This window comes from Stutzerimonas balearica DSM 6083 (assembly GCF_000818015.1).
In the GTDB taxonomy this organism is placed as follows: Bacteria; Pseudomonadota; Gammaproteobacteria; order Pseudomonadales; family Pseudomonadaceae; genus Stutzerimonas; species Stutzerimonas balearica.
Window position 1 is genome coordinate 755,465 of sequence record NZ_CP007511.1, and the last position, 25,981, is coordinate 781,445.

General features: G+C 64.6%; 18 protein-coding genes and 3 tRNA genes. 11 read left to right on the forward strand and 10 right to left on the reverse strand.

The genetic code is table 11. The features are described 5' to 3' along the window. Nucleotides 1–18 precede the first annotated feature (18 nt). The 3 genes from rplI to alr all read left to right on the forward strand — a co-directional run bounded on the left by rplI (nt 19) and on the right by alr (nt 3,152). The gene (gene rplI, locus CL52_RS03395; RefSeq protein ID WP_041107899.1) at nt 19–465 is read left to right on the forward strand and encodes a 50S ribosomal protein L9; all 447 of its coding nucleotides are present in this window, start codon (nt 19–21) and stop codon (nt 463–465) included. A 105-nt stretch (nt 466–570) separates the two neighbouring features. Beyond that, nucleotides 571–1,965: a replicative DNA helicase gene (dnaB, locus tag CL52_RS03400; RefSeq protein WP_041107897.1), complete on the forward strand. Its 1,395-nt coding sequence runs from the start codon at nt 571–573 to the stop codon at nt 1,963–1,965. A gap of 110 nt (nt 1,966–2,075) precedes the next feature. Further along, nucleotides 2,076–3,152 (forward strand): alanine racemase, encoded by a 1,077-nt coding sequence (gene alr / locus CL52_RS03405; protein WP_043218521.1) that lies wholly within the window; start codon nt 2,076–2,078, stop codon nt 3,150–3,152. Here alr and CL52_RS03410 read toward each other — a convergent pair. Continuing rightward, nucleotides 3,140–5,005 (reverse strand): diguanylate cyclase, encoded by a 1,866-nt coding sequence (locus tag CL52_RS03410; protein ID WP_143008659.1) that lies wholly within the window; start codon nt 5,003–5,005, stop codon nt 3,140–3,142. The two genes, alr and CL52_RS03410, sit on opposite strands and share 13 nt — an antisense overlap. A gap of 167 nt (nt 5,006–5,172) precedes the next feature. Between CL52_RS03410 and CL52_RS03415 the strand changes: the two genes are divergently transcribed. Further along, nucleotides 5,173–7,455, forward strand: a complete 2,283-nt coding sequence (locus CL52_RS03415; RefSeq protein ID WP_043222909.1) for a YgiQ family radical SAM protein — start codon at nt 5,173–5,175, stop codon at nt 7,453–7,455. Between the two features lie 9 nt (nt 7,456–7,464). Here CL52_RS03415 and CL52_RS03420 read toward each other — a convergent pair whose 3' ends face one another. Together CL52_RS03420 and CL52_RS03425 are read right to left on the reverse strand one after the other, a co-directional pair. Continuing rightward, nucleotides 7,465–9,429, reverse strand: a complete 1,965-nt coding sequence (locus tag CL52_RS03420) for a methyl-accepting chemotaxis protein (protein WP_043218526.1) — start codon at nt 9,427–9,429, stop codon at nt 7,465–7,467. A gap of 121 nt (nt 9,430–9,550) precedes the next feature. Continuing rightward, a complete protein-coding gene (locus tag CL52_RS03425) occupies nt 9,551–11,146 on the reverse strand; it encodes a diguanylate cyclase (protein WP_043218529.1) in 1,596 nt (531 codons plus the stop codon). A gap of 192 nt (nt 11,147–11,338) precedes the next feature. On the opposite strand from CL52_RS03425, the gene CL52_RS03430 reads away from it, so the two are divergent. After that, entirely contained in the window at nt 11,339–12,391 is a 1,053-nt protein-coding gene (locus tag CL52_RS03430) for a DUF2333 family protein (RefSeq protein ID WP_041107889.1), read from the forward strand. Between the two features lie 44 nt (nt 12,392–12,435). Here the strand turns inward: CL52_RS03430 and CL52_RS03435 are convergent, their stop codons facing one another. The 4 genes from CL52_RS03435 to CL52_RS03450 all read right to left on the reverse strand — a co-directional run bounded on the left by CL52_RS03435 (nt 12,436) and on the right by CL52_RS03450 (nt 16,768). Further along, nucleotides 12,436–13,773, reverse strand: a complete 1,338-nt coding sequence (locus tag CL52_RS03435; protein ID WP_041107887.1) for a sigma-54-dependent transcriptional regulator — start codon at nt 13,771–13,773, stop codon at nt 12,436–12,438. 106 nt (nt 13,774–13,879) lie between these two features. Further along, nucleotides 13,880–15,472 carry a sensor histidine kinase gene (locus tag CL52_RS03440; RefSeq protein WP_052264512.1) on the reverse strand — a complete coding sequence of 531 codons (1,593 nt, stop codon included), beginning with the start codon at nt 15,470–15,472 and terminating at the stop codon, nt 13,880–13,882. Then, the gene (locus CL52_RS03445; RefSeq protein WP_043218531.1) at nt 15,462–15,695 is read right to left on the reverse strand and encodes a PP0621 family protein; all 234 of its coding nucleotides are present in this window, start codon (nt 15,693–15,695) and stop codon (nt 15,462–15,464) included. Before CL52_RS03445 ends, CL52_RS03440 begins: the two co-directional genes overlap by 11 nt. Before the next feature lie 80 nt (nt 15,696–15,775). Further along, nucleotides 15,776–16,768, reverse strand: coding sequence for an outer membrane protein assembly factor BamD (locus tag CL52_RS03450; protein WP_041107883.1), 993 nt, complete (start codon nt 16,766–16,768; stop codon nt 15,776–15,778). 147 nt (nt 16,769–16,915) lie between these two features. Here CL52_RS03450 and rluD point away from each other — a divergent pair, with 147 nt between their 5' ends. The 6 genes from rluD to CL52_RS03480 all read left to right on the forward strand — a co-directional run bounded on the left by rluD (nt 16,916) and on the right by CL52_RS03480 (nt 21,744). Next, nucleotides 16,916–17,890: a 23S rRNA pseudouridine(1911/1915/1917) synthase RluD gene (gene rluD, locus CL52_RS03455; RefSeq protein ID WP_043218532.1), complete on the forward strand. Its 975-nt coding sequence runs from the start codon at nt 16,916–16,918 to the stop codon at nt 17,888–17,890. Next, nucleotides 17,887–18,618, forward strand: a complete 732-nt coding sequence (pgeF, locus tag CL52_RS03460) for a peptidoglycan editing factor PgeF (RefSeq protein ID WP_043218533.1) — start codon at nt 17,887–17,889, stop codon at nt 18,616–18,618. Before rluD ends, pgeF begins: the two co-directional genes overlap by 4 nt. A 155-nt stretch (nt 18,619–18,773) precedes the next feature. Next, nucleotides 18,774–21,338: an ATP-dependent chaperone ClpB gene (gene clpB / locus CL52_RS03465; RefSeq protein WP_041107877.1), complete on the forward strand. Its 2,565-nt coding sequence runs from the start codon at nt 18,774–18,776 to the stop codon at nt 21,336–21,338. A 163-nt stretch (nt 21,339–21,501) separates the two neighbouring features. Beyond that, nucleotides 21,502–21,577: transfer RNA gene (locus CL52_RS03470), tRNA-Asn, on the forward strand. A 9-nt stretch (nt 21,578–21,586) separates the two neighbouring features. Then, a tRNA-Pro gene (locus CL52_RS03475) sits at nt 21,587–21,663 on the forward strand. A gap of 5 nt (nt 21,664–21,668) precedes the next feature. Further along, a tRNA-Lys gene (locus tag CL52_RS03480) sits at nt 21,669–21,744 on the forward strand. A gap of 118 nt (nt 21,745–21,862) precedes the next feature. On the opposite strand, the gene CL52_RS03485 is transcribed toward CL52_RS03480, so the two are convergent. The 3 genes from CL52_RS03485 to CL52_RS03495 all read right to left on the reverse strand — a co-directional run bounded on the left by CL52_RS03485 (nt 21,863) and on the right by CL52_RS03495 (nt 25,725). Further along, on the reverse strand, nt 21,863–23,158 hold the full coding sequence (locus CL52_RS03485) for an NAD(P)/FAD-dependent oxidoreductase (RefSeq protein WP_043218534.1): 1,296 nt from the start codon (nt 23,156–23,158) through the stop codon (nt 21,863–21,865). A gap of 54 nt (nt 23,159–23,212) precedes the next feature. Continuing rightward, complete coding sequence (locus tag CL52_RS03490; protein WP_043218536.1) at nt 23,213–23,386, reverse strand: DUF3094 family protein; 174 nt, start codon at nt 23,384–23,386, stop codon at nt 23,213–23,215. Between the two features lie 89 nt (nt 23,387–23,475). Then, complete coding sequence (locus CL52_RS03495; protein WP_043218537.1) at nt 23,476–25,725, reverse strand: DUF1631 domain-containing protein; 2,250 nt, start codon at nt 25,723–25,725, stop codon at nt 23,476–23,478. Between the last annotated feature and the right edge of the window lie 256 nt (nt 25,726–25,981).

The window sequence follows — 25,981 nt, forward strand, 5'->3', positions numbered from 1 at the left end:
TTAAGAGGTGAGACTCAAATGGAAGTCATCCTGCTGGAAAAGATCGCCAACCTGGGCAACCTGGGCGACAAGGTAAACGTCAAGGCCGGTTACGGTCGTAACTATCTGCTGCCGCAAGGCAAGGCTACCGCTGCCACTGCGGCCAACGTCGCTGCTTTCGAAGCGCGTCGTGCCGAACTGGAAAAGGCTGCTGCAGAGAAGAAGGCTTCGGCCGAAGCTCGTGCTGCTCAGCTGGCTGAACTGGAAGTCACCATCACCGCTACTGCCGGTGACGAGGGCAAACTGTTCGGTTCCATCGGTACCGCCGACATCGCTGACGCCCTGACCGCCTCTGGCGTGGAAGTGGCCAAGAGCGAAGTTCGCCTGCCCAACGGCACCATTCGCCAGACCGGCGAGTACGACGTCGCGCTGCATCTGCACACCGACGTCGAAGCTGCCGTCAAGGTGATCGTAGTCGCGGCCTAAGCCGTCGTCTGGCACCCCGGGTGCCTGGCGAGTAACATCGGGCACGCTTCCACGCAGGTGGGGCGTGCCCTTTGTTTTTCTGCAGTTTCGAGTTTCGCGAGAACCATGAACGACATCAGTGTGCCCCAGCAATACGACCTGGAAACCGCCGCGCTCAAGGTGCCGCCGCATTCCATCGAGGCCGAGCAGGCCGTCCTTGGCGGCCTGATGCTGGACAACAACGCCTGGGAGCGCGTGCTCGACCAGGTCTCCGACGGTGACTTCTACCGGCACGATCACCGGCTGATCTTCCGTGCCATCTACGCGCTGGCCGAGCGCAACATGCCGTTCGACGTGGTCACCCTGTCCGAGCAGCTGGACAAGGAAGGCCACCTGGTGCAGGTCGGCGGGTTGGCCTATCTGGGCGAGCTAGCGAAGAACACGCCCTCGGTGGCGAACATCAAGGCCTACGCGCAGATCATTCGCGAGCGTGCGACGCTGCGTCAGTTGATCGGCATCAGCAACGAGATCGCCGACAGCGCCTACGCACCGCAGGGACGCACCGGCGAGGAGATCCTCGACGAGGCCGAGCGACTGATCTTCCAGATCGCCGAAGCGCGGCCGAAGACCGGCGGGCCGGTGGGCATCAACGACATCCTGGTCAAGGCCATCGACCGCATCGACACCCTGTTCAATGCCGGCGAGGCGATCACCGGTCTGTCCACCGGGTTCACCGATCTCGACGAGGCCACCAATGGTCTGCAACCGGCGGACCTGATCATCGTCGCCGGGCGCCCTTCGATGGGTAAGACCACCTTCGCCATGAATCTGGTGGAGAACGCCGTTCTGCGTACCGACAAGGCCGTGCTGGTCTATTCGCTGGAAATGCCGTCCGAATCCATCGTCATCCGTATGCTCGCTTCGCTCGGACGTATCGATCAGACCAAGGTGCGGGCGGGCAAGCTGGACGACGACGATTGGCCGCGGCTGACCTCGGCGGTCAACCTGCTCAACGACCGCAAGTTGTTCATCGACGACACGGCCGGTATCAGCCCGTCGGAAATGCGCGCGCGCACTCGGCGCCTTGCCCGCGAGCACGGCGAGATCGCCATGATCATGGTCGACTACCTGCAGCTGATGCAGATTCCCGGCTCCAGCGGTGACAATCGGACCAACGAGATTTCCGAAATCTCTCGCTCGCTCAAGGGGCTGGCCAAGGAATTCAACTGCCCGGTGATCGCCCTCTCGCAGCTCAACCGCTCGCTCGAGCAGCGCCCGAACAAGCGCCCGGTGAACTCCGACCTGCGTGAATCCGGGGCCATCGAGCAGGACGCCGACATCATCATGTTCGTCTACCGGGACGAGGTCTATCACCCGGAAACCGAATACAAAGGCGTCGCCGAAATCATCATCGGCAAGCAGCGGAACGGCCCGATCGGCACGACCCGTCTGGCTTTTCTTGGCAAGTACTCGCGTTTCGAGAACCTCGCGCCGGGCAGCTACCAGTTCGACGACGAATAAGCGCACGGGTCAGGCTTCGACCGGCCGAGCGTCGAGGATCGCTTTGGCGGCTTGAAGCCTGACGCCTGAAGCCTGAAGCTAGACAGCCTCTCCCTACCGGAACATCCGCCATGCGTCCCCTGGTTGCAACGGTCGATCTGGCCGCGCTTCGACACAATTATCTCCATGCCAAGCAGTGCGCTCCGCAGCGCCGAGCCTTTGCCGTGGTCAAGGCCGATGCCTATGGCCACGGCGCGAGGCGCGCGGTCCAGGCGCTGCAGGACATCGCCGACGGGTTCGCCGTCGCCTGCATCGAGGAGGCCGAGGTCGCGCGCGAGGTCGCGCCTACTGCACGCTTGCTATTGCTCGAGGGCTGCTTCGAACCAGCCGAGCTGCCGCGTGCGGCCGAACTCGGCCTGGACATCGCCGTGCAAGGCGAGGCGCAGGCCGAGGCGCTGCTGGCGGCCGATCTGGCCCGCCCGCTGAATGTCTGGCTCAAGTTCGATTCGGGCATGCATCGGCTGGGCTTCGATATCGCCGGCCTGCGTGCCTGGCATGCCCGGCTCAAGGATGCGCCGCAGGTGGCCGAACTGAACCTGATCAGTCACTTCGCCTGTGCTGACGAGCGTGGGCACGCGCTGACCGACCTGCAGCTGCAGCGTTATGCCGAGGTGATGCAGCTTGGTTTCGATAACTGCACGCTGGCCAACTCGGCGGCGGTGCTGACATTGCCCCAGGCGCACATGGAGTGGATTCGTCCGGGCATCATGCTCTATGGCGCGACGCCCTTTGCCGAACTGGCGGCGACGACGCTGGGCCTGCAGCCGGTGATGACGCTGACCGGCGCGCTGATCGCTGTGCGTGACATAGACGCCGGCGAGAGCGTGGGATACGGCGGGACCTGGGTAGCGCAGCGGCCTTCGCGCATCGGTACAGTCAGTTGCGGCTATGCCGATGGCTACCCGCGCACCGCACCACCCGGAACCGAGGTCGTGATCCGGGGGCAGCGTGTACCACTGGCTGGTCGGGTATCGATGGACATGCTCGCGGTGGATCTCACCGACCTGCCGGCCGCCCGGCTTGGCGATGCGGTCGAACTGTGGGGCGCGCAGTTGCCCATCGATGAGCTGGCTCAGGCGTGTGGCACGATCGGCTACGAATTGCTGACGAAAGTCACCGGTCGGGTGCCGCGCCGTTACGTCGGCTGATCGGCGGAGACTGGGCGCTCATCGTGTTGCGCCCAGCCCGCACGGCCCTGATGCTTGGCGCGATACAGCGCCTGGTCGGCGGCCTTGTATAGCCCTGCGAAGTGTTCGGCGTGACGTGGATAAAAGGCCGCGCCGACGCTTACCGTCACGGCCAGGGTGGCGTTGCGGTACGGTACCGGGTGCGCCAGCTCACGCAGCAGGCGCTCGGCGATCTGCTCCACGTCACGCTCGGCATTCGGTCCGGTCACCAACAGTGCGAACTCGTCGCCGCCGAGCCGTGCGGCCATGTCGCCTGCGCGTACCAGGGTGCGCAGGCGCAGCGCCAGGGTACGCAACAGCAGGTCGCCGGCATCATGGCCGTGGTGATCGTTGACCGGTTTGAAGTGGTCCAGGTCGATCAGTAATAGCGCAACCGCCTCGGCCTTTCGGCCCGCTTCATCCAGAGCAGCCTCGGCTCGTTCGATCAGGTAGCGGCGGTTGGGCAGCTCGGTCAATGGATCGTGGAAGGCCGCATGCTTGAGTTCCTGCTCGCGCTCACAGAGGTGCCGGTTGGCCTCGGCCAGCTCCGCGGTGCGGGTCTCCACCGCCTGGCTGAGCTGCGCTGCGCTGGCCTGCACCTGCTCGAGCCGTGCCGCCTTTTCGCGATCGGCGCGCTCGAGGGCCGCGGCGTTTTCCTGCTTGAGGATCTGGATGCGGTACGCCAGTGCGAACGAGAAGAGAATCGACTCGGCGGCCACGGCCAGCGGAAAGATGTGAGCATTCCAGGGGGCTGGCTGGACCACGCCGGTGGCGCGCAACAGCAGCAGGTTGACGCTGCCGAGGATCACGCCGAAACCGATAAGGTAGAGCAGCGCAGGGAAATAGCCCAGGCGCCAGCGCCGGAACGAGGCCCAGAGCGAGGCGGGAATGGCGGTCAGTGCCAGCGCCACGAAGACCCAGGCGCCGAACGCACGATAACCGACGAGGTTCAACAACACGGCCAGTACGTAGAGGCCGCAGGCCAGACTCAGCAGACGGTGTGCCCAGGGTGCGAAGTGCCGGGTCTGCAGCAGGGTCTGGGTGAAGCGACAGGCGCTGAAGCCCCAGAGGGCCGGAATACTGATGCGGTCCAGCCAGAGCGGCACCGGGCCGTTCGGCCAGAGGTACTGGAAGCCGTGGCCGGTCATCGCGACGATCATCAGCAGCGCGCCGCTGGTGGTCATCACGTACCAGAAGTAGGCCTTGTCCCGCAGGCTGAAGAAGATGAACAGGTTGTACAGCAGCATTGCCAGGATCACGCCGTAGACTAGGCCGAGAAACAGGTTCTCGCCCGCGGCCTGTGCCTGCAGTGCATCCAGTTGCCACACGCGCAGTGGAAAGGAGTTGCCGGCCGGGTCGTAGGTGCGCAGGTAGAAGGTCAGCGGCGCATCGTCCGCCACCTGCGGAAGGCGCAACAGCATGCGACGGTATGGGTAGTCGCGCCCCTCGGCAAAGCCGACCAGTTCGCCAGACTGACGCGCCTGCCAGCCACCTGCGCCATCGGGCAGGTAGATTCGCAGATCCTTCAGGGTTACCGAGCCGATCTCTAGCCACCACTGGACGGGGGCATCGCTCGTGCGCTGCAGGCTGACCCTGATCCACCAGGGGTGGGGGCTCTGGCCGACGCTGGCCTTGCCTTGCGCAGGTTCGAAGCGGGCCTGGACCTCGGGGCGCTGAAGATCGCCGATGCCCAGGCTGGCGCCAGGGTCGGCGAGCAGATCCACGTCGGCATTCAGGCTTCGACCGCTGTCGGCAGGGGCCAGCAAGGTCGTTTCCGCGCGGGCAGCGCCGAGGCTGCACAGGCTCAGGAGCAAGGCGAACAGGACGAAACGCACCAGGGACTCCCGAGAGCGAGGCATGGCTAGGGTCACGCGAGTATACCCACGCCGATGGCGGGCTGCGCAGGCTATCTGGCTACCGGGGAAAGACCGCGCGGGGTAGTCGGGCTTGATCATTTTTTGTGCTATATTCCGCGCCCGTTTTCGTTGCCCCGGTCTTCGCCATGCACGCCGTCAAGCCGCTCTACGACTATCCCAAGTACTGGGCCGAATGCTTCGGCCCGGCGCCGTTCCTGCCGATGAGCAGAGCGGAGATGGATCTGCTCGGCTGGGACAGTTGCGACATCATCATCGTGACCGGAGATGCCTACGTCGACCATCCGTCGTTCGGCATGGCAATCATCGGCCGCCTGCTGGAAACCCAGGGCTTTCGCGTGGGCATCATCAGCCAGCCCGACTGGCGCTCGAAGGACGACTTCATGGCGCTTGGCGAGCCGAACCTGTTCTTCGGCGTGGCGGCCGGCAACATGGATTCGATGATCAACCGCTACACCGCCGACCGCAAGGTTCGCTCCGACGACGCCTACACCGCCGGCGGCCTGGCCGGCAAGCGGCCGGATCGTGCCAGCCTGGTCTATAGCCAGCGCTGCAAGGAGGCCTACAGCCATGTGCCGGTGGTGCTTGGTGGTATCGAGGCCTCGCTGCGGCGCATTGCACATTACGACTACTGGTCCGACAAGGTACGCCGTTCGATCCTGATGGACGCCACCGCCGACCTGCTGCTCTATGGCAACGCCGAGCGAGCGATCGTCGAGGTCGCCCACCGTCTGGCCGCTGGCGAGACGATCGAGGCGATCACCGATGTGCGGGGTACGGCCTTTGTCCGCAAAGACGCCCCCGAGGGTTGGTTCGAGATCGACTCGACCCGCATCGACCGGCCGGGCAAGATCGACAAGATCGTCAACCCTTACGTCAACACCCGCGACCTGGAAGCCTGCGCGCTGGAGAACGGTCAGCCGCCGGCCGACGACCCCGCCGAGGCGCGGCCCGTGGAGCTGCTGCCGCACCCGCGCCTGGAACGCGAGCGGACGGTGATTCGTCTGCCTTCGTTCGAGAAGGTGCGCAATGATCCGGTGCTCTACGCGCACGCCAACCGCGTGCTGCACCTGGAAACCAACCCAGGCAACGCCCGCGCGCTGGTGCAGCGGCACGACGAACGCGAATTGTGGCTGAATCCCCCGCCCATCCCGCTCTCGACCGAGGAAATGGACTACGTCTTCGCCGCGCCTTATGCGCGCGTGCCGCACCCGGCCTATGAGGGCGCGAAGATTCCGGCCTACGAGATGATCCGTTTCTCGGTGAACATCATGCGCGGCTGCTTTGGCGGCTGCACCTTCTGCTCGATCACCGAGCACGAGGGCCGCATCATCCAGAACCGTTCGCACGAGTCGATCCTTCACGAAATCGAACAGATGAAGGGCGTCCCGGGTTTCACCGGCGTCGTTTCCGACCTTGGCGGGCCGACTGCGAACATGTACCGCCTGGCGTGCAAGAGCCACGACATCGAGAAGCACTGCCGCAAGCCGTCCTGCGTCTACCCCGGGATCTGCGAGAACCTCAACACCGACCACAGTTCGCTGATCGAGCTGTACCGCAAGGCCCGGGCGCTGCCGGGAGTGAAGAAGATTCTCATCGCCTCGGGGCTGCGCTACGACCTGGCGGTCGAGTCGCCGGAGTATGTCAAGGAGCTGGTCACCCACCATGTCGGCGGTTACCTGAAGATCGCGCCGGAGCACACCGAGCGTGGCCCGCTGGACAAGATGATGAAGCCGGGCATCGGCACCTATGATCGCTTCAAGCGGATGTTCGAGAAGTTCTCGAAGGAGGCGGGCAAGGAGCAGTACCTGATCCCGTACTTCATCGCGGCGCACCCCGGTACCACCGATGAGGACATGCTCAACCTGGCGCTGTGGCTGAAAGCCAACGGCTTTCGCGCCGACCAGGTGCAGGCCTTTTATCCGTCGCCGATGGCCACTGCCACGGCGATGTACCACAGCGGCAAGAACCCGCTGCGCAAGGTGACCTACAAGAGCGAAGGCGTCACCATCGTCAAGAGCGAAGAACAGCGCCGCCTGCACAAAGCCTTCCTGCGTTATCACGATCCCAAGGGTTGGCCACTGCTGCGCGAGGCCCTTATTCGCATGGGGCGAGCCGACCTGATCGGCCCGGCCAAGCATCAGCTGATTCCGGCTCACCAGCCGGCGAGCGATGGCTACCACAGCGCTCGGCGCAAGAACTCCACGCCCGTCGGCAGCAAGAAGGCGGGCGGTGCGTCGGCAGGGCGTCCGCTGCTTACCCAGCACACCGGGCTGCCGCCGCGCAGCCAGGACGGCAATCCCTGGGACAAGCGCGAGCAGGCCAAGGCCGCCGCCGAGCAGCGACGCAAGGACAGCAAGCCGGGCAAGGGCGGCAAGGGCAAGCCTCAGCGTCCGGTTGCGCCGCGCTGAGCCTGGGGCTCAGAAGCGAAAGGCACGCGTCGCATCCTGCAGTTGATTGCCCAGGCGTAGCATCTGCGCGCTGCGTTCGCGACCCTGGGAGATGTGCGCCAGATTGGTGTCGCCGAGCTCGTGGATATGCTCGCTATGGCGGCGGATTTCGCTGACCGCAGCACTCTGCTGCGCGGTGGCGTCGGCGATCTGCTCGGCCATGCGACCGATATCGGCGATGGTGCGCACGATGCCTTCCAGGGCGCCATCGGCGGTCTGCGCCAGCTGAGCGGTGCGTTCGGCATGCTCGACCTGCTCGCGCATGGCCTGCAGCGACTGTTCAACGGCACCCTGCAGGTGCGCGATGAGCTGCTGGATTTCCTCGGTGGCACCTGTGGTGCGCTGCGCCAGTGAGCGCACTTCATCGGCGACCACGGCGAAGCCACGCCCATGCGAGCCGGCGCGCGCCGCTTCGATTGCGGCGTTGAGCGCGAGCAGGTTGGTCTGTTCGGCAATCGAGCGGATCACGGTCAGCACCTTGCCGATGGCTGATGTCTCTTCGCTCAGGCGCTCGATGGCCTGGGCATTGTCCTGCACTTCGCCGACCAGAGCATGCAGCCCGCCCAGGCTTTCGGCGATGACTTGCTGTCCCTCGCCGACTGCCTGGGCGGCGTTGCGCCCGGCGCTGGCTGCTTCGCCCGCGCCGCCGGCGACCTGCTGAATGGTCGCCTCCAGCTCGCCCAGCGAGTCGCGGATCTGCGCCGTGTTGTCGGCCTGTCGGCGGGCGCTGCGCTGCAGCTCGTCGTTCATGCCGTCCAGGCTACGGCTGCTGCCGGCCACATCCTCGGCCTGCTGGCGCAGGGTGCGTACCAGCTCGAGCAGATAGCTGCGCAGGCGGTTGAGCGAGGTCTCCATTTCTCCCAGCTCGGCCAGGCGTGAATGGATCTGCACTTCGTCGGTGAAATCGCCCTGCGCCCACGCCGACAGTGAGGGCACCAGCGCGCCCAGGGTCCGGGTGAGCTGGCGCTGCAGGCGGTCGATGCCCAGGGCGATGAGCAGGATCAGGGCGATGATGCCGCCCTGAACCAGGCGCACCTCGCGCTGAATACGCCCATGTTCGGCGCGTACGGCTGGCTCTAGCTCGGCCAGCGCCTGCTGCACCGCCGCCAGGCGCTGTTCGGTGGTGCTGGTCAGTGCGCTGCGTTTGGCGATCAGTTCACGGGTGCGATCCAGTTCGCGCGGATAGCGCGCGAGCAGGCTGTCCAGTTCCCGGCGCAGCGCTTCACCCTTGTCGGTCGCCTCCTGCTGCGTCTGCTCTGTCTGCAGGTCGAGCAACGCGGCGAAGTCGTTTGCGGCCGAGTGCTGTGTTTCAAGGACGCCAAGTAGCGGTAGCTGCTGAATGCGCTCGGCGGTGCGCTGCAGCGCCTCGCGCGCCTGCAGGACCTCGTCGACGAGTTGCTCGCGGCCGCTGGCGATCAGCTTGCCGCGTGCGTGACTCAGGCGCAGCAGCTGCTGGCTGGCCTCGAACAGGGGGCTGCGATAGGCCGCCGCTGCAGGATCGGTGCTGCTTTGCGCGTAGGCGGCGAGCTGGTCGAGCGTCGCGGCGATCTCGCGCTCGGCTTGCAGCAGCAAACCCTGCGGGTCGCCAGCGAGCTTGCCGGCGGCCAGCAGATCGCCCGCGACGAACTCGCCGAGCGAGGCGAGGCTGGGCCTCAGGGCCTGGGCGAACGCCTCGGGCAACTCGCGCAGCTCGGCGTCGAGAGCCGCCAGCGAAGTCGCGGCCTCGCTGTGGCGCAACGCATCGCCGCCGGCCAGGTAAGCACGAATATTGTTCGCGCTCTGGTGTTCGAACTGCTGCGAAAGCGTCAGGTAGCGGGCCATCAGCAGATAGGGCCGCTCAAGGGCGCGTTCCGACCACCAGAGCGTTGCGCCGAGCGCCAGACAGACGCCGATCAACAGTAGGGTATTGATGGTGGTGAGCGACTTCAGACGCATCCCGGCCTCGCGCGACGACTGCTTAGGAGGCGGCAGGTTATGGCGTTTTGATGTCAGACTGATGACAGCGCTTCAGGCTGTGCGGCAGTTCGCTGATGGATGCCGGGAGCGGGCGGTGGCCTCAGAACCGCTCCACACGGTTGCGTCCCTCGCGCTTGGCTCGATAGAGGGCGGCGTCGGCCTGCTGGGTGAGCGTTTTGACATCCGCATCGGACGCCAACTCGGTGATGCCGCAGCTGAACGTGCAACTGAGGTCGGTCGGTTGTGCCGGGTAGCGGATCTCACCGAAACGCCGGCGAATTTCGTCCAGCACGCCCATGGCGGCTTCGGCGCTGGTGTCGGGCATCACCACGGCGAACTCTTCGCCGCCGTAGCGGCCGATGTGGTCGGTCTTGCGCAGGCGTTGCTTGAGGAACAGCGCGAGGCTCTTGATCACCCGGTCGCCCATGGGGTGACCATAGGTGTCGTTGACCTGTTTGAAGTGGTCGATGTCCAGCATGGCGAAGACCAGTGGGCGGTTGTCACGCCGCGCACGGAAGCGAGCATCATCCAGCAGTTGCAGGCTATGGGTGTGGTTGTACAGGCCGGTAAGGCTGTCGCGCACGATTCGCGCCTTGAGGCTGCGGGCGCGCGCCGCGCGGGTGCGCACCGTGGCAATCAGATGGCTTGGCTTGATCGGCTTGGTCAGGAAGTCGTCGCCGCCTTCGCCCATGGCGTCGAGCTGCTTGTCCAGGTCGTCCTCGGCCGACAGGTAGATGATCGGTACGCTGACGTATCGCTCGTGCTGACGGATCACCTTCGCCAGCTCCGTGCCCAGGCAGTCTGGCATGTACATATCGAGGATGATCAGGTCAGGCTGGAACTCGGCCAACGCGGTAATCGCCTGAATCGGCTCGGTAAGCGTCTGGGTCACGATGCCGGCATTGTTCAGCACGCGTTCGGTATGCGTTGCCTGGGCCCGTGAGTCGTCGATAATCAGCACGCGGATGGGTTCGTAGTGCGCGGTCCGCGTGAATATCTCGATCTTTTCGATGAGACTCGAAGCGTCCAGTGTGCCGGTAAAGAACTCCAGGCCTCCGGCGCGCACCGCGGCCAGGCGAGTCGGCGTATCGGTTTCCTGATGGCTGAAGAAGAGAATCGGCAGCTTGTCGTCCAGCCCCTGCTGGATACGCTCGGCCAAGCGTAGCCCCTCACCTGCACCGTTGAAGTCCACCTCCATGACGATGGCCGCCGGGTGGCGTTCGTTCATGGCCGCGCGGAACTCGTCGTCGTTGGCGAAGGCGCGTGCGGTCATGCTGAAGAAATCCAGCTGACGAACCAGGTGCTGGGCGCGTTGGACGTCCTGCAGGGCGATGTAGATCGGTTTGCTCAGCGGCGGCAGGAACATCTGGTTGTGCGGGTCGCTGTGCCGCAGGCCGGTGCGTGCGAGCCGGTAGATCAGTTGGCTGAGCGTCGAAATGCTTTCGCTGGACAGGCGCCCGCGGTTGTCGCGGATGTCGCTCAGACAATCCTCGATACCGATCGCCAGCTCACTGTGCTCGGTTTGCTCGAAGCGCTCGGCGAAGCGCCGCAGACGCAGCGTGGCATCGGTCAGTGTCGAGTGGTAGCGATCGCTCCACTCGCTGCGCTGCAGCTGCTGCCAGAGCTCTAGTACTTCCCGCGCCTGGTGAATCACACGCTGGGCGAAATGCTGTTTGAGGCCTTCCTGATCCGACATCCCTGCGGCTCCGGGTGATACGCGCAATGGTGGCTGCATGCTATCACTAACCTGTGCGGGCCATGCCAGTCCGAGGCGGCCTGGTTCACAATTTCGCACCGAGTCGATCGGAAAGCTGCGTTATAGTGGTGGCCGCCGCTGCCGCTCTGTCGGCGCGGGTCATCCGCTTACCGAGAGAAGGACACGTCGCCCATGCTCGACCTGAAGAATCGTTTCGCACGTCTAGGCCGCTCGAATGGCAGCTCGGCGCGTACCGGGTCCGGCAAGCCGATCTGGCAGATCCTTGGAGCCTTGTTGGCGATCTATCTGGTCGCGGCCATTCTGGTTGGCTGGTACTGGAGTCGCGAACCGGCGCTGTTCCCGGTGCAGCAACACGCCCGCGAGGCGGCGCAGGATTCCGGGCGCCAGCTGGTCAACGGCTACACGACCGTCGAAACGCTCAAGCAGGTCGCCGGTACGCTGCTCGACAAGCCAGGCGGTTACCTGAGCAATGACATCGCGCCGCCTGGTGTCTGGCTCGACAACATGCCGGCGTGGGAATACGGCGTGCTGGTGCAGGTCCGCGACCTGACTCGCGCGTTACGCAAGGATTTCACCCGGTCGCAATCGCAGTCGACCGAGGATCCCGATCTTTCCAAGGGCGAGCCGTTCTTCCATTTCGACAATCGCAGCTGGGCATTGCCGGCCTCCGAAGGCGAGTACCGCAACGGCATCCGTTCGCTGGACCGCTATCTCGCTCGCCTGAGTGCAGCCGAGCCGAAGGCGTTGTTCTATACCCGCGCCGACAACCTGAACAACTGGCTGGGCGATGTGGCAACCCGGCTCGGTTCCCTGTCCCAGCGCCTGTCGGCGAGTGTCGGGCGGGTGCGGCTGGACACCAACGTCGCGCCGGAACAGGAGCGCGCCGGGGTGGTACCGCAGGTGAAGGAGGAAGTGGTCGAAACGCCGTGGCTGCAGATCGATAACGTGTTCTACGAGGCGCGCGGCCAGGCCTGGGCGCTGTCGCATCTGCTGCGGGCGATCGAAGTGGATTTCGCCGACGTGCTGGCCAAGAAGAATGCGACGGTCAGCGTACGGCAGATCATTCGTGAGCTCGAGGCCGCGCAGGAACCGCTCTGGAGCCCGATGGTGCTCAATGGCAGTGGTTACGGCATCCTTGCCAACCATTCGCTGGTGATGGCCAACTACATTTCCCGCGCCAACGCGGCGATCATCGACCTGCGCACGCTGCTGTCGCAGGGCTGAGGCCAGGCGGCGGGCTCGCCTCCAACGGGCCCGCCGCGCTCTGCTCAATCTAGGCCGAGCTTTTTCAGCCGGTAGCGCATCGAGCGGAAAGTCAGCCCCAGGCGCTGTGCGGCGGCGGTGCGGTTCCAGCGCGTCTCCTCCAGCGCCTGCATGATCAGCTTGCGTTCGATCTCTTCCAGATGGTCTTCCAGGTTGTCGATCTGCGCCAGGTTGTTCTCCTGGCCGTCGGCTGCCGGCACGGCCTCGGCCAGGCGCAGGTCGCCGGCCTTGATCTGGTCGTCTTCGCAAAGCGTGTAGGCGCGCTCGAGCATGTTTTCCAGTTCACGGACGTTGCCGGGGAAGCGATAACTCTCCAGCTTGGCCAGCGCATCGGCTGTCAGCCGTGCCGGCGGCTCGCCGCACTCGGCCGCCAGGCGCTTGAGCATCACGTCGGCCAGCAAACCGATGTCTTCGCGACGCTCGCGCAGCGGCGGCACGCGCAGTTCGATGACGTTCAGGCGGTAATAGAGGTCCTGGCGGAAACGCCCGGCCGCCACTTCGCTGGCGAGATCCTTGTGCGTTGCGCAGAGGATGCGCACATCGACCATGACCTCCTGAGCGCCGCCAACCACGCGCACGGCTTTTTCCTGGATCGCGCGCAGCAGCTTGACCTGCATGGGTAAAGGCAGGTCGGCGACCTCGTCGAGGAACAGCGTGCCGCCATTGGCGGCCTGGAACAGCCCCGGCTTGTCCTCGATGGCGCCGCTGAAGCTGCCCTTCTTGTGTCCGAAGAACTCGCTCTCCATCAGCTCCGACGGGATCGCACCGCAGTTGACCGGGACGAAAGGCCGCTCTGCGCGTGCGCCCTGCTCGTGGATCAGGCGCGCAACCAACTCCTTGCCGCTGCCGGACTCGCCGCTGATATACACCGGAGCCTGACTGCGGGCGAGCTTGCCAATCTGCTTGCGCAGCGTCTTCATCGGCGGCGAGTTGCCCAGCAGGCGGCTGTCGCTGGGTACTTCCGGGGTGCTTGGGCGCAGGCGCAGTGCCGTGCTGACGAGCTCGCGCAGGCGGTTGAGATCCACCGGTTTGGTGACGAAGTCGAAAGCGCCCGCTTTCAGTGCGCTGATTGCCGTATCGAGGCTGCCGTAGGCGGTGATCATCGCGACCGGCAGATGCGGGTACTGCTGCTGTATGTGCTGTACCAGCTCCAGGCCGGAGCCGTCGGGCAGGCGCATATCGGTCAGGCACAGGTCGTAATGCTCGCGGCTGAGGCACTCGCGCGCCTCCTTGACGCTGCGGGCGCTGCGCGTGTCGAGCTTCATGCGCCCGAGGGTGATCTCCAGCAGTTCGCGGATATCGGGTTCGTCATCGATGATCAGGGCTTTCTGGCGGGCGCTCATGTTCGGTCTGCACGGTGTGTGAAGCGGGTTGCGGAGCTCATGTTAACCGCTGGCGGCTGCGCCCGGCGCCTGCTTTGGCGGTTGTGTGACGGGCCGCAGCTTCGTCTCAGCCCAGCTTGCGCGGATGGGCGAAGACAATGCGGAAGCAGCTGCCACCTTCCGGACGGGGCTGATAGTCCAGGCGCGCCTGGTTGCTCTCGCACAGCTCCCGCGAAATGTACAAGCCCAGCCCGGTGCCCTTGCTCTCGGTGGTATAGAAGGGCTCGAAGATGTTGCTCAGCTGTTCCGGTGCCACGCCGGGACCATCGTCGAGCACTTCGGCCATCGGCAGGTCGCTGGACTCGTCGCGGTACAGGCGCAGCCATACCTGGGCTGTGTCGTGCACCTGCCCGCTATAGCGCAGGCCGTTCTGCACCAGGTTGGTCAGCACCTGCGTCAGCTGATTGGGGTCCATGCGGGTCTGCAGCGAGCTGCCGATGGTTTCCAGATGCAGGCACTGGCGCGGCGAAAGGCCGCTGCGGAACTCGCTGACGAAGCGATGCAGCCAGTACTTCAGGTCCAGCAGCTGCGGTTCCGCCTGCCGTCGGCGCGACAGCTGCAGGACGTTTTCGATCACCAGGTTCATGCGTCTCGAATGATCCTGGATGATCTGTGCCAGCCGTCGATCCGGGCCGTCGAGCTGCTCGGATTCCTGCAGCAGTTGGGCGGCATGGCTGATCGCACCAAGCGGGTTGCGGATCTCATGGGCGATGCTGGCGGTCAGCCGGCCGAGCGAAGCCAGCTTGAGCTGCTGGGCCTGCTGGGCGATCTGCGAGATGTCTTCGAGAAACACCAGCGTATTGCATCGCTCGCCATGCTGCAGCGAGGCAAAGCTTGGCTGCAGCATCGGCCCGCCGCTGGAAATCTGCAGTCCCTGGGCGCGCAAGGTCGGGTTGTTCTGCCATTGGCCCAGGCGCGCGATCAGATCCGGGCAATGCTCGGCCAGCTTCGCGCCGGTGAGGCTGTCCTGTTCGAGCATCTGCAGTGCACCCTGATTGGCCAGCAGTACGCGCTGCTGCGGGTCGAGCACGAGAATGCCGGTGCGCATGCGTTGCAGGATGAGCGTGTTCAGCGCCTCGAGGTTCGCGACGTCCGCCGCGCGCTGACGGGCCAGGTCTTCACTGGTTTGCAGGCGACGCGTCAGGCCCTGGACCAGAAAAGCGGCGGCGAAGCACAGCGTGCCCAGTGCGCCCGCCTGGACGAACTGGCTGTTGGCGGCCGGGTGGCTGAGGCTCAGGTAAAAGGTCAGGTAGATCAGGCCGGTAGCCGCGACCGCGGCGATCAGAAAGCCGACCTTGCCGCGTACCAGGATGTTCGAGATGGCCACCGCGATGATCAGCAGGTTGCCGATCCCGCTGGGCGTGCCGCCAGCAAAATAGAACAGGGCGGCCAGCAGCATCACGTCGACCAGGGCCAGCGCCAGGACCTGTACCGTCTGTGTGGGGTTCTGCAGCAGTACCGCGACAACGATGTTGACGATCAGGTAGAGCCAGGCGCCGTAGCTGAACAGCTGCGGGTTGCTCATCTGCAGCAGGTCGTTGTGCAGGTCGCTGCTGATCAGCAGCACCAGCGCCAGTCCGATGGCGAGGCGGTAGAGGTGGTAGAGACGCAGGATGCGCTGGCTCTGGCCAGCGGCGATGGCCAGGGTGTCAGTGTCCACCGGGTTGCCGGCCTCGCTCCAGATGCGCCTGGCTGCAGTACCAGGCATCGGCGGCCCGCAAGGCCTTGCTCTGCGGTACATGCACGCCGCAATGCGCACAGCGGACCATCGTTACCTCGGCGGCCTGCGCGTTGCCGGCGGGCGGCTTGCGAAAGACCCGGCGCCACAGCCAGACGGCGGCGGCGATGATGGCGATCCAGAACAGCAAGCGAAGCAGGCCCATTGAAACGTCCTCGAGCGTGGCTGCGCGGTCAGCCGCGATCGAATCGGCGGATCAGGCGCCTGCCCGCGAGGCGCCGGGGGTTAGTCGAACAGGCCGAAGGTCAGCCGGCTCCACCAGGAGCGCTTCGGTGCTTCGGCTTCGCGCGCTTCGTCCAGTACCGGAATCAGCTCCTCGGGCAGGTCGCGCTCGGCGGCTTCGTACTGGCGGATGACGTCGCGGTTGGCGCGCGAGGTATCTGGTGGCGGCACGTCGCCTTCGATCAGGCCGAGCGTGGCGCGGCTCAGCCAGCTGCGCGAGTCCTCTTCGGTCTCGCGTGGGGTGAATTCACCGTCTTCCAGCGAAGCGTGCTCAGGGTAGTTCAGGCGCAGCGTTTCGAGACTGCTGGCGGCCAGTTCATCCAGGCCAAGGCGCTGATAAGCCTCGGTCATCACGGCCAGGCCGTCGGCTACCGAAGGGGTGCCCTGGAAGTTCTCGACCACGTAGCGGCCACGGTTGGCAGCCGCCACATAGGCCTGGCGCTTGAGGTAGTAATGAGCGACGTGAATCTCGTTGGCCGCCAGCAGGTTGCGCAGGTAGATCATCCGCGCCTTGGCGTCCGGCGCGTAGCGGCTGTTGGGGTAACGGCTGGTGAGCTGGGCGAACTCGTTGAACGAGTCGCGCGCCGCGCCGGGATCCCGCTTGGTCATGTCCAGCGGCAGGAAGCGCGCCAGCAGACCGCGATCCTGATCGAACGAGGCCAGCCCCTTCAGGTAATAGGCGTAGTCGACGTTCGGATGCTGCGGGTGCAGGCGAATGAAGCGCTCGGCGGACGAGCGGGCCGCTTCCGGCTCCATGTTGCGATAGTAGGCGTAGATCAATTCCAGCTGCGCCTGCTCGGCGAAGCGGCCGAAGGGATAGCGCGACTCGAGCGCCTTGAGCTTGCTGATGGCGCTGGTGTAAGCCTTGCTGTCCAGGTCGGCCTGCGCCTGCTGGTAAAGCTCGACTTCACCCAGGTTCTCGTCGACCGTCTCGTTGGACGAACAGGCGGCGGTGAGGGCGAGAATGGCGATCAGCAGCAGGTGTTTCACTTGCATGGCGGCTTGCGTCCCTGTGACGGCTGGCTGTCTCGCACGGAGCCGTCCTGTTATGATGGGCGCCCCGGTTTGCCGGGGCAAAGACGCCGTATTTAAACACAAGCGCGTGGCCGAAACCAAAGGCCGCGCCCCCGCCGCAGTGCCCTTATGTCCACGACCAGCAAGCAGGCTATCCACCTTCGCGCCGAGGTGCCTTTCGACCTTGGCGGGCAACGCCTTGACCAGATTGCCGCACAGCTCTTCAGCGAGCATTCGCGGTCGCGCCTGGCCGCCTGGATCAAGGACGGCGTGCTTACCGTCGATGGCGCCGTACTGCGCCCGCGTGACACCGTGCATGCCGGTGCGGTGCTAGAGCTGAGCGCCGAGCAGCAGGCGCAGGGTGAATGGGAGGCGCAGGCCATCCCGTTGAACATCGTTTACGAAGACGAACACATCCTGGTGATCGACAAGCCGGCAGGGCTGGTCGTGCACCCGGCGGCCGGGCATGCCGACGGCACGTTGCTCAACGCGCTGCTGCATCATGTGCCCGGGTTGATCAACGTGCCACGCGCCGGCATCGTCCATCGCCTGGACAAGGACACCACGGGATTGATGGTGGTGGCCAAGACGCTGGAGGCGCAGACACGGCTGGTCGAGCAGCTGCAGGCGCGCAGCGTCAGCCGCATCTATGAAGCCATCGTCATCGGCGTGGTGATCAGTGGTGGAACCGTCGACGCGCCTATCGGCCGTCATGGCCAGCAGCGCCAGCGCATGGCGGTGGCCGAAGGCGGCAAGCCGGCAGTCAGTCACTATCGGGTGCTGGAGCGTTTTCGCTCGCACACCCATGTGCGGGTCAAGCTGGAGACCGGGCGTACGCACCAGATTCGCGTGCATATGGCCCATATCGGCCACCCCCTGGTGGGCGACCCGCTGTATGCCGGCCGCTTCCGCATTCCTCCGGCGGCCAGCCCGACCCTGGTACAGGAGCTGCGCGCGTTTCCCCGGCAGGCCCTGCATGCACGCTTTCTCGAGCTGGAGCATCCGGCCACCGGCAAGCGGATGAAGTGGGAGTCGCCGTTGCCAGATGATTTCGTCTGGCTGCTGACCCTGCTGCAGCAGGACCGTGAGGCCTTCGTCGGATGACTCCGTGGCCGGGCGATTGGCTGGTGCCGGATTGGCCGGCCCCCGCCAACGTGCGGGCCTGCGTGACCACGCGCAGCGGGGGAGTCAGCCTGCCGCCGTTCGAGACCTTCAACCTCGGTGACCACGTTGGCGATGCGCCGCAGGCGGTCGCCGAGAATCGTCATCGCCTGTGTGAAGCCCTTGGCTGCGACGTCGCCTGGCTGTCCCAGGTGCATTCCTGCGATGTGGTCGACGCCGCCGTGTCTGGCAGGGTGGCTGACGCTTGCTGGACCGATGTGCGGCGCCGCGCCTGTGCGGTACTGACCGCCGACTGCCTGCCGGTGCTGTTCTGCGACCGCGGCGGCGAGCGGGTCGCCGCTGCGCATGCGGGTTGGCGGGGGCTGGCCGGTGGCGTGCTGGAAAATACCTTGGCGGCGCTGCAGGTCCCGCCGGAAGAGGTGTTGGTCTGGCTCGGTCCGGCAATCGGGCCGCATGCTTTCGAGGTTGGCCCCGAGGTGCGCCAGGCATTTCTCGAGGGGCATGCCGAAGCTGCAGTCGCTTTCGTGCCGAGCGTCAACGGCGGGCGCTTCATGGCCGACCTCTATGCACTCGCCCGTTTACGGTTGGCGGCATCTGGGGTCCGTTCGGTGCATGGCGGTGGGTTCTGCACCTACAGCGATCCGCGTTTCTATTCCTATCGGCGCAATGCGCGTACGGGGCGTTTCGCCAGCCTCGTCTGGCTTGTCTGAGGGGCTCATCCCGGCGGGCCGAGCGCGGTTTGCCTGATCTCGGTCAACCCCGCGTGGCTTGAATCGCCAACAATCATCCTCATCTATGCTGCATCTCGCGGGTCATGGTTTTCGGCGAGTCAATGCCGGCCCGCTCCACTCGAGGATAGATCTTCATGCGTATAGACCGTCTGACCAGCAAGCTGCAGCTTGCCCTCTCCGACGCACAGTCCATTGCCGTTGGCCTGGACCACTCGGCCATCGAGCCGCTTCACCTGATGCAGGCGCTGCTCGAACAGCAGGGCGGCTCGATCAAGCCGCTGCTGATGCAGGTGGGCTTCGACATCAATTCGCTCCGTCAGGCGCTGACCAAGGAACTCGACGGCCTGGCGAAACTGCAGAACCCGACCGGGGACATGAACATGTCCCAGGACCTGGCGCGGCTGCTCAATCAGGCCGATCGCCTGGCGCAGCAGAAGGGCGATCAGTACATCTCCAGCGAGCTGGTCCTGCTGGCGGCGTTGGATCCCAATACCCGACTCGGCAAGCTGCTGCTCGGCCAGGGTGTATCGAAAAAGGCGCTGGAGAATGCCATTTCCAACCTGCGTGGCGGAGAGGCGGTAAACGACCCGAACGCCGAGGAATCGCGTCAGGCGCTCGACAAGTACACCGTCGACATGACCAAGCGTGCCGAGGACGGCAAGCTCGATCCGGTGATCGGCCGCGACGACGAGATTCGCCGAACCATCCAGGTCCTGCAGCGGCGTACGAAAAACAATCCGGTGCTGATCGGCGAGCCGGGGGTCGGCAAGACCGCGATCGTCGAGGGGCTGGCCCAACGCATCGTCAACGGCGAGGTCCCCGACGGGTTGAAGGACAAGCGCTTGCTGGCGCTGGACATGGGGGCCCTCATCGCCGGTGCCAAGTTCCGCGGCGAATTCGAGGAGCGCCTGAAGGCCGTGCTCAATGAGCTGGCCAAACAGGAAGGGCGGATCATTCTGTTCATCGACGAGTTGCACACCATGGTCGGCGCCGGCAAGGCCGAGGGCGCGATGGACGCCGGCAACATGCTCAAACCGGCGCTCGCGCGTGGCGAGCTGCATTGTGTAGGCGCGACCACCCTCGACGAGTATCGCCAGTACATCGAGAAGGATGCTGCGCTCGAACGGCGCTTCCAGAAGGTGCTGGTCGATGAGCCGAGCGAAGAAGACACCATTGCCATCCTGCGTGGCCTCAAGGAGCGCTACGAGGTGCACCACGGGGTCAGTATCACCGACGGCGCGATCATCGCCGCGGCCAAGCTCAGCCACCGCTACATCACCGATCGGCAGCTGCCGGACAAGGCCATCGACTTGATCGACGAGGCGGCCAGTCGCATCCGTATGGAAATCGACTCCAAGCCCGAGGAGCTCGATCGCCTGGATCGGCGGCTGATTCAGCTGAAGATCGAGCGCGAAGCGCTGAAGAAGGAAGACGACGAGGCGACCCGCAAGCGCCTGGCCAAGCTCGAGGACGACATCGCCAAGCTGGAGAAGGAGTATTCGGACCTCGAAGAAATCTGGAAGTCGGAAAAGGCCGAGGTGCAGGGCTCCGCACAGATCCAGCAAAAGATCGAGCAGGCCAAGGCCGATCTTGAGGCCGCGCGGCGCAAGGGTGACCTGGCGCGTATGGCCGAGCTGCAGTACGGCATCATTCCCGACCTGGAGCGCAGCCTGCAGATGGTCGACCAGCACGGCAAGACCGAGAACCAGCTGTTGCGCAACAAGGTGACCGACGAGGAGATCGCCGAAGTCGTCTCCAAGTGGACGGGCATTCCAGTCTCGAAGATGCTCGAGGGCGAACGCGACAAGCTGCTGCGCATGGAAGACCAGCTGCACACCCGTGTCATCGGGCAGCATGAGGCCGTGGTTGCGGTTTCCAACGCCGTGCGCCGATCGCGCGCGGGCCTGGCCGACCCGAACCGGCCGAGTGGATCATTCCTCTTCCTCGGGCCGACCGGGGTTGGCAAGACCGAGCTGTGCAAGGCGTTGGCCGAGTTCCTCTTTGATACCGAGGAGGCGATGATCCGCATCGACATGTCGGAGTTCATGGAGAAGCACTCGGTCGCTCGCCTGATCGGCGCGCCTCCGGGCTACGTCGGCTACGAGGAGGGTGGCTACCTGACCGAGGCCGTGCGCCGCAAGCCATACTCGGTCGTGCTGATGGATGAGGTGGAAAAGGCCCATCCGGATGTCTTCAACATCCTGCTGCAGGTCCTCGAGGACGGGCGCCTGACCGATAGCCACGGGCGCACCGTGGACTTCCGCAATACAGTGGTCGTGATGACCTCCAACCTGGGCTCGACGCAGATCCAGGAGCTGGTCGGTGATCCCGAGGCACAGCGCGCGGCGGTGATGGACGCAGTGAGCCAGCATTTCCGCCCCGAGTTCATCAACCGAATCGACGAGGTTGTGGTGTTCGATCCGCTCGGCAAGGATCAGATCGCCGGTATCGCCGAGATTCAACTGGGCCGCCTGCGCAAGCGCCTGGCCGAGCGTGAGTTGAGCCTGGAGCTGTCGCAGGAGGCGATGGACAAGCTGATTGCCGTCGGCTACGACCCGGTCTACGGTGCGCGGCCACTCAAGCGGGCCATTCAGCGCTGGATCGAGAACCCGCTCGCGCAGCAGATTCTCGCGGGTCGCTTCGTACCTGGCGCCACTATCAAGGCGAGCGTGGAGGGCGACGAAATCGTCTTCGCCTGAGTCGATTTCCGGCTGCTCCCCGCGCGCGGGAGCAGCCGGAACCCAGGCTGTCGTAAATTACTGATGCGAATCGCAAGTTTGGGGTTGACAGCCCATTCGTGAACCGTAAAATGGCGCGCCTCTGAAGCGCGAACGTTGCGCTGAGGAGCTGGAATAGAGTTGTTCCGCGATAGCTCAGTCGGTAGAGCAAATGACTGTTAATCATTGGGTCCCTGGTTCGAGTCCAGGTCGCGGAGCCAAATTCCAATCGGGGTATAGCGCAGTCCGGTAGCGCGCCTGCTTTGGGAGCAGGATGTCGGGAGTTCGAATCCCCCTACCCCGACCATTTATGGGTCGTTAGCTCAGTCGGTAGAGCAGTTGGCTTTTAACCAATTGGTCGTAGGTTCGAATCCTACACGACCCACCATATCGGCTTCTTCGGAAGCAAAGAGAGCTGGAAGTGCCGAAAGGCCTTCCAGCTTTTTTTATGCCTGCGTTTTGGCGAGGCGGCCAAGGTTATCGGTGCCTTGGCCGCAGGTGCGCTTTCAGTGGAGCTTCAGCCGCGGTTCGGTGCTGCGACTGAGCCGATCGCCCAGCATCATCAGTGCCGTGCGGGCAACGCCATACAGCGCGATCTGGTGCATGCGGTAAAGCGAGATGTAGAACATTCTCGCCAGCCAGCCTTCGAGCATCACGTTGCCGGTCAGGTTGCCCATGAGGTTGCCAACGGCCGAGAAGCGCGACAGCGAGATCAGCGAGCCGTAGTCGCGGTAGTGGTATTCCGGCAGTGGCTGGCCGCTCAGGTGCAGTTTCAGTGACTTGGCCAGTAGCGAGGCTTGCTGGTGTGCCGCCTGAGCGCGCGGCGGCACGTTGCGCTCGCTGTCGCGTTGCGGGCAGGCGGCGCAGTCGCCAAAGGCAAAAATGTCCGGGTCACGACTCGTCTGCAGCGTTGGGCGGACGACCAGCTGATTGATGCGGTTGCTTTCCAGTCCGTCCAGGTCGCGCAGGAAAGCCGGCGCCTGAATTCCGGCCGCCCACACCTTGAGGCTGCACGGCACGAACTCGCCGTCACGGGTACGCAGCCCGTGCTGTTCGACCTCGCTCACGGCGGCGTTGGTCATGACCCGAACGCCGAGCTTGAGCAAGGTCTGATGAACCGGCTGGCTGATTCGCTCGGGCAGCGCTGGGAGCACGCGCGGGCCGGCCTCGATGAGTGTGATGTTGACGTTGTCCGGGCTGATCCGATCCAGTCCGTACGCGGCCAGTTCGCGGGCCGCGTGCAGCAGTTCGGCTGCCAGTTCGACCCCTGTGGCGCCGGCTCCGACGATCGCCATGTCGATGCTGGCAGGTGACCTGTCATCGGCCTGGGCGCGCATGTAATGAGCAAGCAGCTGGCGATGGAAGCGCTCGGCCTGCTTGCGCGTGTCGAGAAAGATACAGTGTTCGGCGGCGCCGGGCGTGCCGAAATCGTTGGTCGTGCTGCCGACCGCGATCACCAGGGTGTCGTAGGACAGCATGCGCGAAGTGGGAGCGGCCGCCGTGGTCTCGTCGGCGATGGTCTCGAGCTGAATGCATTTGCGGCTGCGGTCCAGCGCGCACATCCGGCCCATCTGGAACTCGAAGTGGTTCCATTTGGCCTGGGCGACGTAGTTCAGCTCGTCTGCCGACGAGTTGAGCGAGCCCGCGGCGACTTCATGCAGCAGCGGCTTCCAGATGTGCGTGAGGTTGGCGTCAACCAGGGTGATGCGTGCCTGGCCGCGCTTGCCCAGGGTGCGTCCCAGGCGGGTAGCCAGCTCGAGGCCGCCGGCACCGCCGCCGACGATTACGATGCGATGTGTCATGGATGGGGCTCATAGGCTTGTGCAAGGATTCTGTGGCCGTCTGATGCGGCTTGATTAGTGCGCGAGGCTGGCGAGCAGGCGACTGAGAAGGCCAAGGCCGACAACCACGGCCACGACCAGGACGAGCAGCAGCAATGGTCGGAACGGCTTGCGCTCGACCTGATACTGGGGGGCGCGGAGGTATTGCTCGACGCGCTCTTGGTCCTCGGGATTCAGTCGGCTGGGCATGGGCACCTCGAACGAATGTCCAGGCATTCTAGCGGCGTGGGTGCGGCCGGCATAGCCGCACTGGCCTGCGGAGCAGGTGCCGCCCGGGGTCAGGCGTCCTTGAGCCGGCGTAGGTTGCCAATCACCGATTCGAGCGCGCGGTCGAACAGCAGGGTGTCGTTGAGCAGGTGGATCGCACCGCGGCGAAACTCGAGGGCAAGGCCGGTGCGGGTCTTCTCCAGAACCTTCATTCCGGTGCGGTTGACGAAGATGAACTTGCCGGTCGGCTTGATAATCGCGGCCAGCTTGCAGCGCAGCTTGTGTTCTTCGTCCTCCTGAAACTCCACCCAGCTTCCGACCCTGAGGTTGTCGACCTTGGTCAGCGCATCATCGTCCTCGGGCAGGCTGATTTGCGGCTCTGGCTCGCGGCTCTCGCCGGGTGCAAGCAGTACGATTTCCTCGACGACCTCGACCATTGCCGGAGGTTGATTTTCGGCTGGCTGCTCTGCTGCCGACTCGGCCGATACGTCGCGTGGCGCTTCGGCCGGCTGCTCGGTTTGTTCCAGCGTGCGCAGGTGCAGCGCCTCGAGTTCGGTGAAGAAGTGCCCGGTAGAGAACGGATCGAAGGCGGCGCTGGTGAGCCCCTCGCGCAGTGCCTTGAGCAGGTCGGGCACGACTTGTAGCATGCGCGCACGTGATTCGGCGTCCTCGTGAGGCGTGACGCTCCAGATGAGTTCGTCCATGGTGTCCAGCGCGGCCTGCCACTGTTCGGACTGCGTCCCATGCTTCAGGCAGGTCAGCAGCAGAACCTTGCTCCACGCCTCTTGCAGGAGCCTGACGACGACCTCGGGCAGGGTCTTGCCGAGCAGGCGTTCATTGAGTGCAAATTCGACTTCCTGGCGCGCAAGCTCCGCTTTGGCTCGGCCTTCCTCGGCGTCGCGCGTGCGTTGCTCCAGCAGCTCGCTCCGGCGCCGCTCGTCGCCAACAAAGGCGAGAAAGTCAGCCAATAGTTCCGCAAAAATGATCGGATCGTCGGTGAAGTCGTTCTGCAGGCGGCTCACCACCTGTTCTATCTTCTGGTAGAGGCTGTCACGCTGGGCTTCGTCCTGATCGCCCCAGCCCATCGCTGCCGAAGCGATCTCGTTGAGCAGGCGTCGGGCGGGATGGCTGCCGCGGCTGAAAAAAGTCTTGTCGATGACCGCAACCTTTAGCAGCGGAATCTGCAGGCGGCCGATCAGTGCCTTGAGCGAGTCGGGCAGGTTGCGGTCGTCGAGGATGAACTCGAACAGCATCGAGACCAGGTTGATGACGTCTTCATCGACCTGGCCTACGACTCTGGATTTTCCGCTCTTGGCGCTGACTCGCTCGAGAAGCTGGCCAAGTTGCTGCTGCATGTCGTAATCATCGACCGTTGCCGGCGCGCGCGTCTGCATGTGCGACAGCAGGCGCAGCAGGTCGCCGGTGCTGATCGGGACCGCATCCTGGGGGGCGCTGCGTGAGGGCAGCGCTGTGCTGTTGCGCAGCTCGGCGAGCAGATCCTGAATGGCGGAGAAGGCGGCTTCCTGCAGGCCATCGTCAAGCATGGGTGAGGTGCTGCCGGCGCTGCCTGCCGCTGGTGCGGATGCGCCAGGCGCCGGGCGCTGCAGAGGCGCCCGGCGAGGCGGCTGAGACTGCAGTTCGGGCAGGATGCCGGCTGCGGTCAGGGTGAGATTGGCTTCGGCGTACAGGTTGTCGAGTTCGCTGAGCAAGTGCTTTTCGAACAGCTTGTAGATGATGAGCTTGACCTTGATCTCCACGCCCAGATCGCTGCAGGCAGCCACGAAGCACTCGCATACCGAATGGGGGCTGAGCGGATTGCTCTTGTCGTCAAGCTTGCGGCTGACCAGGGTGTTCATGCGCGTGGTCAGGTGGCTAAGCGGCGTGGCGGCGCGCCCCATGACCTTCGCGACCATGGTGTCGATGGCGACTGATTCCTCCAGCTCGTCGTTCTGGACGAGCGTGAGGTTGTCGACGGAGAGGCTCTCCAGTTGCGGGGGCTGGCCGATCTGATACTGGTTGAGCGTGGTGAACGACTCGAACAGATGTTGCAGGAAGCTGCGCTCGATGCTGCGCCGTTTCATGCGCAGATCGCGCATGGCTTCGAAGAAGGCGTTTTGCTCGGCATTGCTGGTGGCGCGGTCGGCGATTTCGAAAAGCGAGTCGTCAGCGCTGTCGAACAGAGCCTGCAAGGCCTGGCGCAGTTGTTGTGCAGCCTTGTCGCGCACGCTGATGATCGCCACTGGCAAGCGAGTGGCGGGCGAAGATGGCCTGTGCTCCGGGGCGGCTTTGTTCAGGTGCACCACTTTCGCATCAGTTCGCATCGATACTCTCCTGCGGCGCCGGTGTCTTGGCGCAATGCACTTTCGGTGTCTGCGGAAATCGGGTCGGTCGTCAGAATGGGCTGCTGGCATTGCGCCACTATCTTGGCGCAATGCCGGATTTCCAGCGCAGCATACTCCGGCGGCAAGTATTTACAACGAGGCAAATCACAACTCCGTCGTTTAACTGGCGCCAGCTTCTGAACGTTCGTCGCATTATAAGCGTGGCCTTCACAGCTCAAGGCTCGCGCATGTGTCG

Bases quoted from the DNA above. Each gene is read 5' to 3' on its own strand.
- CL52_RS03445 (WP_043218531.1), bottom strand. From the start codon at position 15,695: ATGGGCCTGCTTCGCTTGCTGTTCTGGATCGCCATCATCGCCGCCGCC.
- CL52_RS03495 (WP_043218537.1), bottom strand. From the start codon at position 25,725: ATGCGAACTGATGCGAAAGTGGTGCACCTGAACAAAGCCGCCCCGGAG.
- CL52_RS03490 (WP_043218536.1), bottom strand. From the start codon at position 23,386: ATGCCCAGCCGACTGAATCCCGAGGACCAAGAGCGCGTCGAGCAATAC.
- rplI (WP_041107899.1), top strand. From the start codon at position 19: ATGGAAGTCATCCTGCTGGAAAAGATCGCCAACCTGGGCAACCTGGGC.
- dnaB (WP_041107897.1), top strand. From the start codon at position 571: ATGAACGACATCAGTGTGCCCCAGCAATACGACCTGGAAACCGCCGCG.
- clpB (WP_041107877.1), top strand. From the start codon at position 18,774: ATGCGTATAGACCGTCTGACCAGCAAGCTGCAGCTTGCCCTCTCCGAC.
- CL52_RS03450 (WP_041107883.1), bottom strand. From the start codon at position 16,768: ATGCAAGTGAAACACCTGCTGCTGATCGCCATTCTCGCCCTCACCGCC.
- CL52_RS03435 (WP_041107887.1), bottom strand. From the start codon at position 13,773: ATGAGCGCCCGCCAGAAAGCCCTGATCATCGATGACGAACCCGATATC.
- pgeF (WP_043218533.1), top strand. From the start codon at position 17,887: ATGACTCCGTGGCCGGGCGATTGGCTGGTGCCGGATTGGCCGGCCCCC.
- CL52_RS03430 (WP_041107889.1), top strand. From the start codon at position 11,339: ATGCTCGACCTGAAGAATCGTTTCGCACGTCTAGGCCGCTCGAATGGC.
- CL52_RS03415 (WP_043222909.1), top strand. From the start codon at position 5,173: ATGCACGCCGTCAAGCCGCTCTACGACTATCCCAAGTACTGGGCCGAA.
- CL52_RS03485 (WP_043218534.1), bottom strand. From the start codon at position 23,158: ATGACACATCGCATCGTAATCGTCGGCGGCGGTGCCGGCGGCCTCGAG.
- alr (WP_043218521.1), top strand. From the start codon at position 2,076: ATGCGTCCCCTGGTTGCAACGGTCGATCTGGCCGCGCTTCGACACAAT.
- rluD (WP_043218532.1), top strand. From the start codon at position 16,916: ATGTCCACGACCAGCAAGCAGGCTATCCACCTTCGCGCCGAGGTGCCT.
- CL52_RS03420 (WP_043218526.1), bottom strand. From the start codon at position 9,429: ATGCGTCTGAAGTCGCTCACCACCATCAATACCCTACTGTTGATCGGC.
- CL52_RS03425 (WP_043218529.1), bottom strand. From the start codon at position 11,146: ATGTCGGATCAGGAAGGCCTCAAACAGCATTTCGCCCAGCGTGTGATT.